General features: G+C 70.3%; 14 protein-coding genes. 8 read left to right on the top strand and 6 right to left on the bottom strand.

The features are described 5' to 3' along the window. Window positions 1-80 precede the first annotated feature (80 nt). Complete coding sequence (locus tag ABD331_RS07100; protein WP_344471784.1) at window positions 81-3,359, top strand: galactose-binding domain-containing protein; 3,279 nt, start codon at window positions 81-83, stop codon at window positions 3,357-3,359. Here the strand turns inward: ABD331_RS07100 and ABD331_RS07095 are convergent. After that, the gene (locus tag ABD331_RS07095) at window positions 3,356-4,228 is read right to left on the bottom strand and encodes a PfkB family carbohydrate kinase (protein ID WP_344471782.1); all 873 of its coding nucleotides are present in this window, start codon (window positions 4,226-4,228) and stop codon (window positions 3,356-3,358) included. The two genes, ABD331_RS07100 and ABD331_RS07095, sit on opposite strands and share 4 nt — an antisense overlap. A gap of 240 nt (window positions 4,229-4,468) precedes the next feature. Here ABD331_RS07095 and ABD331_RS07090 point away from each other — a divergent pair, with 240 nt between their 5' ends. The 4 genes from ABD331_RS07090 to ABD331_RS07075 all read left to right on the top strand — a co-directional run bounded on the left by ABD331_RS07090 (window position 4,469) and on the right by ABD331_RS07075 (window position 6,989). Continuing rightward, window positions 4,469-5,155, top strand: coding sequence for a hypothetical protein (locus tag ABD331_RS07090; protein WP_344471780.1), 687 nt, complete (start codon window positions 4,469-4,471; stop codon window positions 5,153-5,155). A 149-nt stretch (window positions 5,156-5,304) separates the two neighbouring features. Continuing rightward, on the top strand, window positions 5,305-6,000 hold the full coding sequence (locus ABD331_RS07085; RefSeq protein ID WP_344471778.1) for a DUF4344 domain-containing metallopeptidase: 696 nt from the start codon (window positions 5,305-5,307) through the stop codon (window positions 5,998-6,000). Between the two features lie 16 nt (window positions 6,001-6,016). Further along, on the top strand, window positions 6,017-6,721 hold the full coding sequence (locus ABD331_RS07080; protein ID WP_344471776.1) for a maleylpyruvate isomerase family mycothiol-dependent enzyme: 705 nt from the start codon (window positions 6,017-6,019) through the stop codon (window positions 6,719-6,721). Between the two features lie 10 nt (window positions 6,722-6,731). Then, window positions 6,732-6,989, top strand: coding sequence for a DUF6343 family protein (locus tag ABD331_RS07075; protein WP_344471774.1), 258 nt, complete (start codon window positions 6,732-6,734; stop codon window positions 6,987-6,989). Here the strand turns inward: ABD331_RS07075 and ABD331_RS07070 are convergent. Beyond that, entirely contained in the window at window positions 6,960-7,202 is a 243-nt protein-coding gene (locus tag ABD331_RS07070; protein WP_148443530.1) for a DUF3040 domain-containing protein, read from the bottom strand. The genes ABD331_RS07075 and ABD331_RS07070 overlap by 30 nt on opposite strands. 115 nt (window positions 7,203-7,317) lie before the next feature. Between ABD331_RS07070 and ABD331_RS07065 the strand changes: the two genes are divergently transcribed. Beyond that, window positions 7,318-7,863 (top strand): TetR/AcrR family transcriptional regulator, encoded by a 546-nt coding sequence (locus tag ABD331_RS07065; protein ID WP_344471771.1) that lies wholly within the window; start codon window positions 7,318-7,320, stop codon window positions 7,861-7,863. On the opposite strand, the gene ABD331_RS07060 is transcribed toward ABD331_RS07065, so the two are convergent. The 3 genes from ABD331_RS07060 to ABD331_RS07050 are packed head-to-tail and all read right to left on the bottom strand — an operon-like array spanning window position 7,860 to window position 9,840. Beyond that, the gene (locus ABD331_RS07060) at window positions 7,860-8,807 is read right to left on the bottom strand and encodes a DUF1152 domain-containing protein (RefSeq protein WP_344471770.1); all 948 of its coding nucleotides are present in this window, start codon (window positions 8,805-8,807) and stop codon (window positions 7,860-7,862) included. The two genes, ABD331_RS07065 and ABD331_RS07060, sit on opposite strands and share 4 nt — an antisense overlap. Before the next feature lie 15 nt (window positions 8,808-8,822). Next, the gene (locus ABD331_RS07055) at window positions 8,823-9,071 is read right to left on the bottom strand and encodes a type B 50S ribosomal protein L31 (RefSeq protein WP_344471768.1); all 249 of its coding nucleotides are present in this window, start codon (window positions 9,069-9,071) and stop codon (window positions 8,823-8,825) included. Between the two features lie 28 nt (window positions 9,072-9,099). Then, entirely contained in the window at window positions 9,100-9,840 is a 741-nt protein-coding gene (locus ABD331_RS07050; RefSeq protein ID WP_344471766.1) for an SDR family NAD(P)-dependent oxidoreductase, read from the bottom strand. A gap of 140 nt (window positions 9,841-9,980) precedes the next feature. Between ABD331_RS07050 and ABD331_RS07045 the strand changes: the two genes are divergently transcribed. Together ABD331_RS07045 and recQ are read left to right on the top strand one after the other, a co-directional pair. Next, entirely contained in the window at window positions 9,981-11,132 is a 1,152-nt protein-coding gene (locus ABD331_RS07045) for an MFS transporter (protein ID WP_344471764.1), read from the top strand. Window positions 11,133-11,322: 190 nt separating this feature from the next. Then, window positions 11,323-13,182 (top strand): DNA helicase RecQ, encoded by a 1,860-nt coding sequence (recQ, locus tag ABD331_RS07040; RefSeq protein WP_344471762.1) that lies wholly within the window; start codon window positions 11,323-11,325, stop codon window positions 13,180-13,182. A 445-nt stretch (window positions 13,183-13,627) separates the two neighbouring features. Here recQ and ABD331_RS07035 read toward each other — a convergent pair whose 3' ends face one another. Then, complete coding sequence (locus ABD331_RS07035; protein ID WP_344471760.1) at window positions 13,628-14,569, bottom strand: maleylpyruvate isomerase N-terminal domain-containing protein; 942 nt, start codon at window positions 14,567-14,569, stop codon at window positions 13,628-13,630. Window positions 14,570-14,643 lie beyond the last annotated feature (74 nt).

Raw genomic sequence — 14,643 nt, 5'->3', positions numbered from 1 at the left:
AAATGTAGTCGAAATATTGCGGCTATCTGCTCGACATCTTATGGTTCGGCCATCCGCCTTACCCGAAGGGCCACACCCCCATGAGAGCTCTGTTAGCCGCCCTTACGTTACTCATCGGATTCCTCGCCGTACCTCCCGCGCACGCCGCCGCCGACACGAACCTCGCCGCCGGCAAGAGCGCGACCGCCAGCAGCTTCAACGACGTCTACCGCGCCGCCAACGTGACCGACGGCAACCAGGCGACCTACTGGGAGTCGGCCAACAACGCCTTCCCGCAGTGGGTCCAGGTCGATCTGGGCGCCGCCGCGAGCCTCAGCAAGGTGGTGCTGAAGCTGCCCGCCGGCTGGCCCAGCCGCACCGAGACGCTGAGCGTGCAGGGCAGCACGAACGGCTCCGGCTTCACCACGCTCGCGGCCTCGGCGACGTACACGATCAGCCCTGCCGCGACCATCACGCTGACCGCCGGCACCACCGCCCGCCATGTGCGCGTGCAGATCACCGCCAACTCGGGCTGGCCCGCAGGCCAGCTCTCGGAGCTGGAGGTGTGGGGCACCACTCAGACGGACCCGGGCCCCGGCCCCGGCGGCACCAACCTGGCGCTCGGCAAGACGATGACCGAGTCGGGACATACCCACACGTACGTGGCCGCCAACGCCAACGACGACAACGTGCAGACCTACTGGGAGGGCGCCGCCTACCCGGCGACCCTCACCGCGCAGCTCGGCGCGAACGCCGACCTGTCGTCGATCGTGCTCAAGCTCAACCCCGACCCGGCCTGGGGCCGCCGCACCCAGACCCTCCAGGTGCTCGGCCGCGAGCAGTCGGCGACCGGCTTCAGCACGCTGCTCGGCCAGGCCACCTACACCTTCGACCCGGCCTCGGGCAACAGCGTGACCATCCCGGTCACGGGCAAGGCCGCCGACGTGCGGCTGCAGTTCACGGCCAACTCGGGCGCGCCGAGCGGCCAGGTGGCCGAGTTCCAGATCTTCGGCACCCCGGCCCCGAACCCCGACCTGACCGTGTCGGGCCTGGCCTCCTCCCCCGCCTCCCCGGTCGAGACCGACACGGTGACGCTGTCGGCGACGGTCAGGAACGCCGGCACCGCCGCCTCCGCCGCGACGTCGGTCAACTTCTACGCAGGCGACGCCAAGGTGGGCAGCGCCGCCGTGGGCGCGCTGGCCGCGGGGGCGTCCGCCACCGTGTCGGCGGGCATCGGGGCCAGGGACGCGGGGACGTACCAGCTCTCGGCCAAGGTGGACGAGGACAACAAGGTCGTCGAGCAGAACGAGGGCAACAACGCCACGACGTGCACCCTGACCGTGCGGCCGGTGGACACGGCCGACCTGATCGCCTCCCCGGTCGCCTGGACGCCGGGCAACCCGGCGGCGGGCACCACGGTGACGTTCTCCGTCGCGATCAAGAACCAGGGCACCATCGCCTCCGGCGGCGGCGCGCACGGCATCACGCTGACGGTCGCCGACGAGGCGGGCAACGTGGTCAGGACGCTGACCGGCTCCACCAGCGGCGCGATCGCCGCCGGAGCCACCACCAGCCCGGTGACCCTGGGCACGTGGACGGCCGCCAACGGCAAGTACACGGTCAGGACGGTGCTCGCCGACGACGCCAACGAGCTGCCGGTCAAGCGCGCCAACAACACCAGCACGCTGCCGCTGTTCGTGGGCCGCGGCGCGAACATGCCGTACGACACGTACGAGGCGGAGGACGCCACCCTCGGCGGCGGCGCGGCCCGCGTCGGCCCGAGCAGGGAGATCGGCACGATCGCCGGCGAGGCGTCGGGCCGCCGGGCGGTCACGCTCAACCAGACGGGCGCCTACGTCGAGTTCACCACCAGGGCGGACACCAACACCCTGGTCACCCGCTTCTCGATGCCGGACGCGCCGGGCGGCGGCGGGCAGAGCTCGACGCTGAACGTCTACGTCAACGGCTCCTTCCTCAAGGCGATCAACCTGACCTCGCGCTACGCCTGGCTGTACGGCGCCGAGGCGAGCCCGAACAACAACCCGGGCTCCGGCCCGCCGAGGCACATCTACGACGAGGCGAACCTGCTGCTCGGCACCACCGTGCCGAAGGGCAGCAGGATCAGGCTGCAGAAGGACGCGGCCAACTCGCTGAACTACGCGATCGACTTCGTGGACTTCGAGCTGGCCGCGCAGGCCGCCAACCCGGACCCGGCGAAGTACGCCGTACCGGCCGGGTTCGGTCACCAGGACGTGCAGAACGCCCTCGACAAGGCCCGCATGGACGCCAGCCTGAGCGGCGTCTACCTGCCGCCCGGCGACTACCAGACGAACTCCAAGTTCCAGGTGTACGGCAAGTCGATCAGGGTCGTCGGAGCGGGCCCCTGGTTCACCAGGTTCCACGCGCCGTCCGGCCAGTCGAACACCGACGTCGGCTTCCGTGCGGACGCGACGGCCAACGGCTCGACGTTCACGGGCTTCGCCTACTTCGGCAACTACGTCGAGCGGATCGACGGCCCCGGCAAGGTGTTCGACTTCAACAATGTGGCGAACATGACGATCGACAACGTCTGGATCGAGCACCAGATCTGCATGTTGTGGGGCTCGAACGTGGACAACCTGACGATCAGGAACTCGCGGATCCGCAACGTGTTCGCCGACGGCCTGAACATGACCAACGGCAGCACCGGCAACCACGTCACCAACATCGAGACCAGGTCCACGGGCGACGACAGCTTCGCGCTGTTCTCGGCCATCGACAACAACTCGGGCGAGCAGTTCGGCAACGTCTACGAGAACCTGACGTCGCTGCTGACCTGGCGGGCCGCGGGCCTGGCCGTGTACGGCGGCTACGACAACACGTTCAGGAACATCTACGTGGCCGACACGCTGGTGTACTCGGGCGTCACGATCAGCTCGCTGGACTTCGGGATCCCGATGCACGGCTTCGGCGCCAGCCCGCCCACGACCTTCGACAACATCTCGCTGGTCAGGGCCGGAGGGCACTTCTGGGGGCAGCAGACGTTCCCGGCGATGTGGCTGTTCTCCTCCTCGAAGGTGTTCCAGGGCATCCGGGTCAGCAACCTGGACATCGTGGACCCGACGTACAGCGGGATCATGTTCCAGACCGGCTACTCCAGCCCCACCACCCCGCTGAACCCGATCAAGGACACGGTCTTCACGAACGTGTCGATCAGCGGGGCGCAGAAGAGCGGTGACGCCTTCGACGCCAAGTCGGGGTTCGGCATCTGGGTGAACGAGCTGCCCGAGCCGGGTCAGGGCCCGGCGGTCGGCTCGGCCACGTTCAGCAACCTGCGGTTCAGCAACAACGCGCAGAACATCAAGAACACGACCTCGACGTTCACGCTCAACATCAGCTAGAGCTCGGCCCTGGTGGGCAACCCCTGCCAGTCGCTCACGCTGGACACCGCGGCGGCGCTCAGCAGCGCCCCGCGGTGCAGGCGTTCCTGGGGGATGAGGCCGTCGAGGGCGGCGCTGATGTAGCCGGCGGCGAACGCCTCCCCCGCTCCGGCGGTGTCCACCACGGGCACCTGCCAGCCCTGGACGTCGTAGCGCATGCGGTCGGCCCGCACGCTGACGCCCTTGGCGCCGCGGTCCACCACGACCTCCCGCTCGGGGGTGAGGGCGAGCTTGACCAGGTCGAGCTCGTCCTGGCGGAGGAAGAGCAGGTGTGACTCGCAGGCCAGCTCGCTGAGCACCTCCTCGGCCTCGCGCACGGACGGCCACAGCTCGGGGACGTACTCGACGGAGAAGGAGATCGGCACCTCGGCGCTCCTGGCGGCGGCGACGGCGGCGCGGACGGCGTCCAGCGCGTCCCTGCCGAGCGCCGCCGTGAGGCCGGTGACGTGCAGCATGCGCGCGGCGGCGATGCGGTCGATGGGCACGTTGCCCGGCGCGAGCAGCGCGCCTGCGGAGCCGGTGCGGTAGTGGGTGACGGAGAGTTCGCGGCCCACGCGCGACTCGCGCAGGAGCAGCCCGGTGCGCGCGCCCTCGGCCACGCGCATGTCGGAGACGTCCACGCCCTCGCCGCGCAGGACGGTCAGCGCCCTGGCGCCCAGCTCGTCGCCGGCCACCTTGCCCAGGTAGGCGCACCGGTGGCCGAGCCTGGCCAGGGCGATGGCCAGGGTGAACTCAGGCCCGCAGACGTCGAGCCTGGCCTCGCTCTCGTGTCGGACGCGACCGCTGGAGACCACGCCCAGCGGCTCGCCCAGCGTGTAGACGTCGGTCATGCGCCCCGACTGTAGTCGCTCAAGGTCGACAAAAAGAGATTTTTCCGCATATGCCCTGGTTAAAGCCGTGATCAAATATTTTTCGTAACTTTAGACAACTTTTCCCCCTGATCGTGCCTCAAAGTAGTAGAGGGAGCCGGCCGCCCCGAAGTCGGCTCCGAAGTCAATACGGGGAGAGGAATCAGCACCCTCATGAGAAAGATCGCAGTAGGTATCCTTTCCGCCACTATCGGCGGTGCCATGCTGGTGTCGGGCGCGGGGATCGCCTCGGCTGCCACCAAGGCCGACACCCAGCTCGTGATTCGCGACATCAGCCCGAACCCTGTCGTGGTCAAGAAGGGCTCGGAGACGACGGCGTACTTCGACGTCGGCGCGAGCTCCGACGTCCAGAAGGTCGAGCTCAGCGTCGCGCCCGCGGAGAACAACTTCCGCACGCTGCGCACCAAGGACATCAAGGACCTTGAGGGCTGGCGCTGGGCCATCGGGTTCAACGAGAACGACTACGCCGGCAAGTGGAAGGCCACCGCCGTGGCCTTCGACAAGGACGGCAAGGAGATCGCCAAGGACGACGCGTTCTTCTCGGTCGAGGTCGAGAAGGGCAAGCTCGAGACCACGATCTCGCGCTTCAGCGCTGACCCGTCCAAGGTCCGCAAGGGCAAGTCGATCCACTTCTCCGGCCGCCTCCTCGCCGACGACGACGGCTGGGAAGGCGTCCGCGGCGAGAAGGTGAACATCTACTACAAGGCCAGCTACCGCAGTGGCTGGAAGTGGGTGGCCTCCGACTGGACCGGTCGCGGCGGCAAGTTCTACGCCAAGACCAAGGCCTACAAGAGCGGCACCTTCCGTGCCGTGTACGCCGGCGACGACGAGCTCGAGGGCGCCAAGAGCCGCTCGGACTACGTGCGCGTCTACTCCTGGCGCCGCTAGTACCACCAGGTACTGAAGCACCATCATGCTGGGGCCCAGTCCTTCGGGGCTGGGCCTCCGGCTTTTTCGCGTTCGGGAGGTTTAGCGATCATCCGATCGCCGCATGGGAAGTCCCATTGCGTTGATCGAACCCCCGAAGGAGCACACGCATGCCGCATCCCGTGATCGCCCTCGTCCTCACCATGACGAGCACGCTGGGAGCGGCACCCTCGCCGGAGTTGTCCGTCCGGTACGAGCGCCCCGACTCACCGCGCGCCGAGAAGGCCGAGCGGCTGCTGAAGGAGAGCGACGCGCTGAAGACCGGCGTCCGGCTGCCCGAGCCGGTCAAGGTCGTGGCCCGCGACTGCGCCGAGCCGAAGGCCGCCTGGGACCACGACAAGCGGGAGATCAGCATCTGCTACGCGCTGGTCGACCAGGTGAACCGGACGATCAAGGGCATCTCCGAGACCGAGGAGACCGGCGAGAAGGCCGCCAGGAAACGCGTGCGCGGCGCCCTGTCCGTGCTCTTCCACCACCAGCTCGGGCACGCCCTGACCACGCTCAACGGCATGACCGACAGCGACGCCCAGGCCGACCAGTTCGCCGCGCTGACGCTGGTGGCCGACACGCCCAAGCGCGTGGTGGCCGCCGCCGAGGCCCGCCACCTGCTCGCCGGGCACACCGGCATCGACCACCTGTCGGGCATGGCCGAGTCGGCCACTTTCGCCTGCCTGCTCTACGGCGCCGACCCCGGCAAGTACGGCGAGATCGCCAAGGGCGGCTGGGTGCCGGCCGGGCGCGCGCCGTCCTGCGCGGGCGAGTACGGCCGGGTCCGGACTGCCCTGGGAGATAAAGTCAGGACGTGAGGGGTAGCGTCCGGGTATGGCCGACGACCTGCTCAAAGACTTCAACCCGTTCGACATCTTCGACGCCGAGGCAGCCAGGCTCGACAGGTATTTCTCCGGCCTCGACGACGCCGGCTGGCGGCGGCCGTCCCGCTGCGAGGGCTGGTCGGTCCGCGACGTGCTGGCGCACCTGGCGGGCGAGGAGATGTACAACCACGCCTGCCTCGACGGAACCGTGCAGGACCTGATGGGCCGGCTGGCCGACGAGGGCATCGGCGGCTACAACGACTTCAACGAGTGGTGCGTGCGGGCGCGCAGGGACCTGCCCGTCGAGGACGTACTGACGGAGTGGCGCACGAAGAACGGCGAGACCCGCGCGCGCATGCGGGAGCTGGGAAGTCACGCCATGCTCGACACCATGGCCGGGCCCTACCCCGTCGGTCAGCAGGCCTTCCACTACGACTCCGAGTACGCCACGCACGCCGACGACGTGGGCGCGCCCGTCGCCGGCGACGAGGCGGACGGCCGGGCGTTGTGGCGGGTGGCGGTCGGCCGGTTCGTGCTGGCCGAGCAGGACGCCAAGGTGCAGGTGGAACAGACGGCCGAGCAGATCTTCGCCGCCGTGGACGGGGTGACCGCCACGCTGTCGTACCCGGAGTTCGTCGAGGCCACGGTGGGCAGGCTGCCCGCCTCGCACGACCTCGACCCGCGCATCGCCTCGGCACTGAGGTGCCTGGCGTGAGGAGGGGGCCATGTGGCTGCGTAACCGCGAGGGCACCGAGCCGCTGACAGCCCGCAGCCCGCTGCGCGCCCGGCGCGTCCTGTCGATCGTCGCGCTGGCGTTCGGGGTCGTGGCGGCCGTGTTCTGCACCGTGATGGCCGTGCGGACGGGCGAGGAGGTGTGGCGCTGGGAGGCCGCCATCGCCGCCCTGGTCGCCTTGTGCGCCGCGACCAGCCTGGTGGTGCTGCGGCATCACCGCTCAGGTCGTCAGCACCGCCAGCAGCAGTAGGAGGATCACCAGCGCGGCGGCCCAGAACAGCGCCCAGACGTGGGCCAGCGCCCACATGCGCAGCCGGTCACCGTACGGCTGCGAGGGCAGCGGCTCGCCACCTGCCTCGATCCTGTTGATGGCCGCGACGCGCCTGGCCAGCTCGGGGTCGTCTCGCTCGAGGGCTCGCTCGATCTCGGCGAGAATACGGCGCTCCCTTCCGGAGAGACTCATCACACCACCACTGCTCTCACGCCGATGACCGTGTTTTACCCACCGGTAGCCCCCGCATGCCCTGGCCTTGGTGATCACAGTGTGTGCCGGACCGGAAACTCAGGATAATGAGGGCATGGCGACACCGCGACAGCGTTACAGGGAACAGGTCAGGAGGGAGATCAAGCAGGCCGCGCTCGCCCAGATCAGCGGGGGCGAGGAGCTGAACGTCACCGCGGTGGCCAGGCGGCTGGGGATGACGGGGCCCGCCCTGTACAAGTACTTCGCCGGCCGCGACAGGCTGCTCGCGGAGCTGGTGGACGACGGGCTGGGCGAGCTGGCGGCGGCCGTACGGCAGGCCGGGACCGCCACCGCGGAGAGCGGGCCGCGTGAGCGGCTGCACGCGCTGGCGCGCGCGTTCTTCGACTGGGCCGTGGCGCATCCGGGCCTGTACCGGCTGGTGGCCTCGGCGCCGACCCTGCCGGGCGTCGAGGAGGTGCTCAGGCCGTTCCAGCCGGTGCTCGCGGGGGCGGCGGGCGGCGGCCCGCCCGCGACGGTGCTGGTGTGGGCGCGGCTGCAAGGGGTGCTGAGCGTGGAGCTGCGGGGGCCGTTCACGGGCGTCGGGGAGGCGTTGCTGACGGCCGAGATGGACGCGCTCGCCGACGCCATGGGGCTGCTCTAGTGCGGGAACGCCTTCGGCGGCCGGGGCGTCACCTCGTCGCGGAACGCCTCGATCACGGAGACGACCTGACGCATCAGCACGGTGTCGCCGAGGCGGTCCAGGTAGAGCGAGCGCCTGGCCAGGGCGTCGAGGTCCACGGCGAAGCAGATGGCCATCAGCGGGTTGACGAACAGCTCGCTGCCCTTCGTCCTGTCGGTGAAGCGCACGTCCCCGAACTCGCCGCGCACCGCCGCCGCGATCGAGCCGTTCACGATGCTCGGGTACGCCGGCAGCTCGGCCTGGGCGTGGGCGACGGCGTCGAGGTAGAGCGCGCCCGCCTTCGTGGACCTGGAGACGGAGAACGCGCCCAGGTAGCCGCCCTCGCGCTCCAGTGCCGCCAGGTTCTCCAGCACCTGGACGTGGTTGACGCCGTGGTGGGCGTCCACGCCGAAGCCCAGGCAGACGACGGCCTTGACCGGCACGTCGAGGGCGTGCGCGGCGGCCAGGCTCGCCATGTCGTCGGCCGGGGTGCCGAGGCCGGCCTCGTCGCCGCGCATCAGGATGTCGGTGCCGCCGTCCACCAGGACGACCGCGTCCAGGGCGAGGTGCTCGGCCAGCCTGGCGTACGCGGCGCGCAGCCGCTTGACGCCCACCTTGGGGAAGGCGTAGACGGTGGACGGCTGGCCGTGCGCCGCCAGCCAGCGCGACAGGCAGCCCTCGGGGAAGTACCAGTCGCGGGCCTCGGTGTCGGGCCGGATCTCCGCGACGTCCTCGCACAGCCAGACGTCGAGGTCGAGGGCGTCGAGGTGGCTGAACGACAGGTTCGCCAGGTGCACCTCCTTGCCCGCCTCCCGCAGCGACAGGGCCAGGGGCAACCCGGCGTACACGTCGGAGCCGCCGCCCGCGCCTGCGACGAGGATCCGGCGGGAGCGCGCTAACCGGGCGGACAGCGGCGAGTCAAGCACACGTCACATCCTGCCTCACTTGCCCCTTCCGTAGCGCTGGTTGAAGCGCTCGACGCGGCCGGCGGTGTCGAGGATGCGGCCGCGGCCCGTGTAGAAGGGGTGGCTGGCGGACGAGACGTCCACGTCGACGACCGGGTACGTCCTGCCGTCCTCCCACTCGACCGTCCTGTCGCTGGTCAGGGTCGAGCGGGTGAGGAAGGCGAAGCCGACGCTGGGGTCGCGGAAGACGACGGGGCGGTAGTCGGGGTGCAGGTTCTTCTTCATGGCCCCTGCAACCAAGTGGCAACGGTTTTCATTCCCTCGCTTCTGGATCCAGTCCGAGCACCGTACGGCCGCCGTCCACCGGGATCGTGGCGCCGTTGACGAAGGCGGCGTCAGGGGAGAGCAGGTGCGCCACCACGGAGGCCACCTCGGCGGGGGTCGCGACGCGGCCCAGGGGGTGCAGTCTGGCCAGCTCCGACTCCATCTGCGGCGTTCGCGTGGCCTCGTACCGCTCCGTGGCCACCGAGCCTGGGGCGACGGCGTTGACGCGGATGCCGCGCCTGCCGTACTCGACCGCGAGCGCCCTGGTCAGCCCCTCCGTCGCGGCCTTCGCCGTGGAGTAAGGCAGGCTGCCGGGCACGGCCCTGGTGGCCTGGTGCGAGGTGACGTTCACGATGGCGCCCGGGGTGCCGGCGTCCAGGAAGTGCCGCACGGCGGTGGCGCAGCCCACCACGGCCAGGTCGAGGTTGGCCGCGATCAGCGCTCTGACCTCGGAGATCGGGGACGAGTGCACGGAGGCGTCACGGAACACGGCGGCGTTGTTGACCCAGCCCGCGAGGGTGCCCGACTCCTGGGCCAGGTCCGCCGCCCAGGCGGCCACCTCCTCGTCGGCCGCGTCCCCGATCACCGGGACGACGCCGGGGCCCGCCCAGCGGAGCGCGTCCTTGTCGCGCTCGACGGCCACCACGACGCTCCCATCACCGATCAGGCGCTCGACCACGGCCCTGCCGATGCCACGCCCGCCGCCGGTCACCACATACGAAACAGTCATGATCCGACGCTATGACGGCATTGGTGCAATTCTCGAAGTCTTTTCGGTGGCGAAGTGACTTTTATCACCGTATTTACGGCAGGCGAACGGGAACAAATCACATCGTGATCACGACCGCAGGACCGAAAGCGCCGGCGCGAATGATCGGCGCACTCGCGATCACCCAGACCGCCGGATACGGCATTCTCTATTACGCGTTCTCCGTGTTCATCCCGCCCATGTCGCGCGAACTGCAGGCCGGGGTCGCGCAGCTCACCGGGGCGATCACGCTGTCCGTCCTGGTGTCCGGGCTCGTCGCGCCGCTCATCGGCCGCCTCCTGGACCGGCGCGGCGGACGCGGCCTGATGACGCTCGGGTCCGCGCTCGGCGCGCTGGCCGTGCTCGCCTGGTCGCAGGTGCGCTCGGTGGCGCAGCTCTATCTGGTGTGCGGGGTACTCGGCGTGGCGTCCGCCATGGTGCTGTACGAGGCCGCGTTCGCGGTGATCGTCGCCTGGTTCGACGCGAGCCGGCGGGCGCGGGCGCTGCTGGCGGTGACCGTGGTGGCCGGGTTCGCGTCCAGCATCTTCCTGCCGCTGACAGGGTTGCTGGTCGAGCTGTACGGGTGGCGGCAGGCGCTGGTCATCCTGGCCGTCGGGTACGCGCTGATCGCCGTCCCCCTGCACGGGCTGGCCGTCCGCAACCGGGGCGCGCCCGCCCACGTGAACCGGGGCGAGATCGTCGGGGCGGCGCTGCGCGAGCGGCCGTTCTGGCTGCTGGCGGCGGCCTTCCTGACGCAGACGGGCGCCGTGGCCGTCATGGGGGTGCTGCTGATCACCTACCTCATCACGCTCGGGCACGAGCCCGTGTTCGCCGCCGGGGTGGCCGGGCTGCTCGGGGTGCTGTCCGTGACCGGGCGGCTGGTCACCACCGGGCTGCAGGCGCGCTGGCCCGTCGCGCTGATCACGGCCGCCATGTTCCTGCTCCAGGGGCTGGCCGCCGTCCTGCTGCCGCTGGTCGGGCGGGACGCGGCCGGGGCGGTGGTGGCGGTGGTGCTGTTCGGGCTGGGGTTCGGGGTGGGGACCATCGCCCGTCCCGCGTTGCTGGCCGATCGGTACGGGACGGCCGCGTACGCGTCGCTCAGTGGGGCGCTCGCGTTGCCGATCACCGTGGCGAAGGCCGTGGCGCCGCTGGTGGCGGCCGGGATCGCGCAGGTCGCCGGGTATCCGGCGGTGATGGGGGTGGTGGCGGGGGCCTGCTTGCTCGGCTCACTGTCACTCGTGATGTACGCCAGAGCGCGCCCGGCAGCCGCTTAGCCAGGGCGGACGGCCTGACTGCCGGTCATGATCACTTTTGAGCTGCGGCCCTGGCAGCCATGATCGCTCCCGGACTGTCGGTCATGGCGGTTACGATCGCCGGGAGGCTCTGGGAACACCGCCCCCAACCACCTCTCCGCCATGGGCGGAACTGACGATCCGCTCACCCCCGAACACGTAAGGTAGCCGCATGGATACCCCCACCGAGGTTCTGCACCGCGTGTTCGGCTACGACTCGTTCCGGGCGGGTCAGCAAGAGATCATCGACCACGTCGTGACAGGCGGCGACGCCCTCGTCCTGATGCCCACCGGCGGCGGCAAGTCGCTCTGCTACCAGATCCCCGCCCTGGTGCGCAAAGGCGTGGGGGTGGTCATCTCCCCGCTGATCGCGCTGATGCAGGACCAGGTCGACGCGCTGCGGGCGCTCGGCGTGCGGGCGGGGTTCCTCAACTCGACGCAGAGCCTCGACGAGCGGCAGCTCGTCGAGTCGGAGTTCCTGGCCGGCGAGCTCGACCTGCTCTACCTCGCCCCCGAACGGCTGCGCGTCGACGCCACCCTGCGGCTGCTGGGCAGGGGCGACATCTCCGTGTTCGCCATCGACGAGGCCCACTGCGTGGCCCAGTGGGGTCACGACTTCCGTCCCGACTACCTGGAGCTGTCCAGGCTGCGTGAGCTGTGGCCCGACGTGCCGCGCATCGCGCTGACCGCCACCGCCACGCCGTCCACGCACGCCGAGATCTCCTCCCGGCTCGGCCTGGAGCAGGCCCGCCACTTCGTGGCCAGCTTCGACCGGCCCAACATCCACTACCGCATCACGTCCAAGAGCGAGCCCAAGCGGCAGCTCCTGGAGTTCCTGCGCACCGAGCATCCCGACGAGTCCGGCATCGTCTACTGCCTCTCGCGCTCCTCCGTGGAGAAGATCGCCGAGTTCCTCACCGACAACGGCATCGCGGCGGTGCCGTACCACGCGGGGCTCGACGCCCGCACCCGCGCCCACCACCAGTCCCGCTTCCTGCGCGAGGACGGGCTGATCGTGGTGGCCACCATCGCCTTCGGCATGGGCATCGACAAGCCCGACGTGCGCTTCGTGGCCCACCTCGACCTGCCCAAGTCCCTGGAGGGCTACTACCAGGAGACCGGGCGGGCAGGGCGCGACGGCATGCCCGCGACCGCGTGGATGGCGTACGGGCTGAACGACGTCGTCCAGCACCGCCGCATGGCGATGGAGGGCGACGACGCCCACCGCCGCCGCCAGGTGCTGCACCTCGACGCGATGCTCGCCCTCTGCGAGACCGTGGGCTGCCGCCGGATGATGCTGCTCGACTACTTCGGGCAGAAGGGCTCGCAGCCGTGCGGCAACTGCGACACCTGCCAGACCCCGCCCGAGTCCTGGGACGGCACCGTCCCCGCCCAGAAGGTGCTGTCCACCGTGTTGCGGCTGCTCAGGGAGCGCCGCCAGAAGTTCGGCGTCGGCCAGGTCGTCGACATCCTGCTCGGCAAGAAGACCGCCAAGGTGCTGCAGCACGGGCACGAGACCCTGTCGGTGTTCGGGGTGGGCGCCGACCTGGGCAACGCCGAATGGCACGGGGTGGTGCGCCAGCTCCTGGCCCAGGGCCTGCTCGCGGTGGAGTCCGACTACGGCGCGCTGGTCCTGACCGACGACAGCGCGGCGGTGCTGCGCGGCCAGCGCGAGGTACGCCTGCGCCGCGACGCCCACCGCCCGGCCCGCGCCAAGACCGCCTCCTCCGCCGGCGGCAAGTCCGCCCAGCCCGCCGCCGAGCTGCCCGCCGAGGCCGCCGCCGTCTTCGAACGCCTCCGCTCCTGGCGCGGCGCCACGGCCAAGGAGCAGGGCGTGCCCGCGTACGTCATCTTCCACGACGCCACCCTGCGCGAGATCGCCACCCAGGCGCCCGCGTCGCTGGCGGAGCTGAGCAACGTGAACGGGGTCGGGGAGAACAAGCTGGCCAAGTACGGCGAGCAGGTGCTGCGGACGCTGCACGGCGACGACGCGCCGCCGCCTTCGGAGGAGGGCGAACAGACCCTCCTCTGAACACGCGCCGCTTCCTGCCACGTGCGGTCTCTTGTCGCGTGCGGTCTCTTGTCGCGCGGCGGGCGGCGTGGTGGTGGCGACGGCCGCACGAAGAACGGTCGTCGCCACCACGTCGATCGGCCGGGTCCGCGGCATCTCACGTGCGCCGCCTCGCGGATCGGCCGGAAAGGTTTCCGCCCCCTGGTGGCACGGTGTTGGTTTGCGTGGCCGTCCCGTGACAGGACGACCATTCCCGATCTTCTCACCGTATCGGGCAGGGCGTCGCGGGTTCCGGTAACTGTGGTGTCGCGAACTGTGGTGTGACTTTGCCGTACATGGTGATCGTACGGCGTGGGGGCGGCGGATGTGAGGAATGGGCACCTGCTTGACCCGATCGCTTGATCGTCGGCGACCGCTCGACTCAGGCGGACGCCTATCGGCTCGGGCGCTTCGTCGGGACGGGCGCTCAGCCGAGAACGGGCCAGGCGGGGTAGCGTCCGAGGTACGCGAGGAGGTGATCCTGAGCGGGAGCGCACATGGGCACGGTCACAGGCGGGCCGAACCTCGCAGGCCGATCGGCGCGGGTGACGAACAGATGAGCCAGATCCAGCAACTCCTCCGCCAGAAGCGCCGGAATCGGGTGGCGCTCGCCACACGCCCTCGCCACGTCCCAGGCATGCACGGCCACCTCAATGGCCCCCACCGCGGCCACCATCGGGGAGGTAAGGGGGCGGTCGTGGACGGTGATGAGGTCGGCCCTGGTGATGGCGGTCCAACGGCCGAGAACTTCCGTTGCGGTGTCCCGCAGGATGAGGGCGGGATTGGGGTGAAGCCGCACGGGCGAGACGCCGACGTCCCCGCGCACGGACGCCACACCCGCGTCGCCATGCAGGGGCGAGATGCCAACCTCCGCACGCACGGACGGCACGCCCACCGCCTCGCGCACGGGCGGCACGGTCGCCCCGCGCACAGGGGGCACGGTCGCCCCGCGCACGGGTGGCACGCCCGCGTCGCCGTGCGTAGCCGGGAGGCCCACATCGCCGCACGCGGACGGCACGCCTGCCTCTCCATGTACGGCCGCACGCCCGTCAGCGGCAGCGGGCCGGTCGACGACAATGGGCCGGTCAACGACGGGGGGCCGGTCGGCGGCGAGGCGGCCAGTCACGGGCCGATGCACACCGGGCCGGTCGGCGGCGGGGTCTGTCGAGATGTGGCCGGTGGCGGCCTCGTTCAAGGCGTGCAGAGAGTCGCCCAGGTGCTGCAGCAGCTCCTGCAAGCTCCACCCCGCACAAGGCGTGGGACGGCACAGAGCCGCCGGGGTCACGATGCGCAGGCTGCCGAGCGAGTAGTCGATGGCCCGCTCAAGCAGCGCCACGCCCGCCATCAGTGCCCGTCTCTGGTCGCTCATATCGCCTCCTCGTGCATGGAGACCGAAGGCGAGATGAAAAGTCATCGCCTCTCAGGAAGCGAGCTGGGTCGTAC

The organism is Nonomuraea monospora, from assembly GCF_039531895.1.
Taxonomy (GTDB): Bacteria; Actinomycetota; Actinomycetes; order Streptosporangiales; family Streptosporangiaceae; genus Nonomuraea; species Nonomuraea monospora.
The sequence above is the reverse complement of the archived record's forward strand: the minus strand, read 5'-3'. Positions and strand labels throughout refer to the sequence as shown.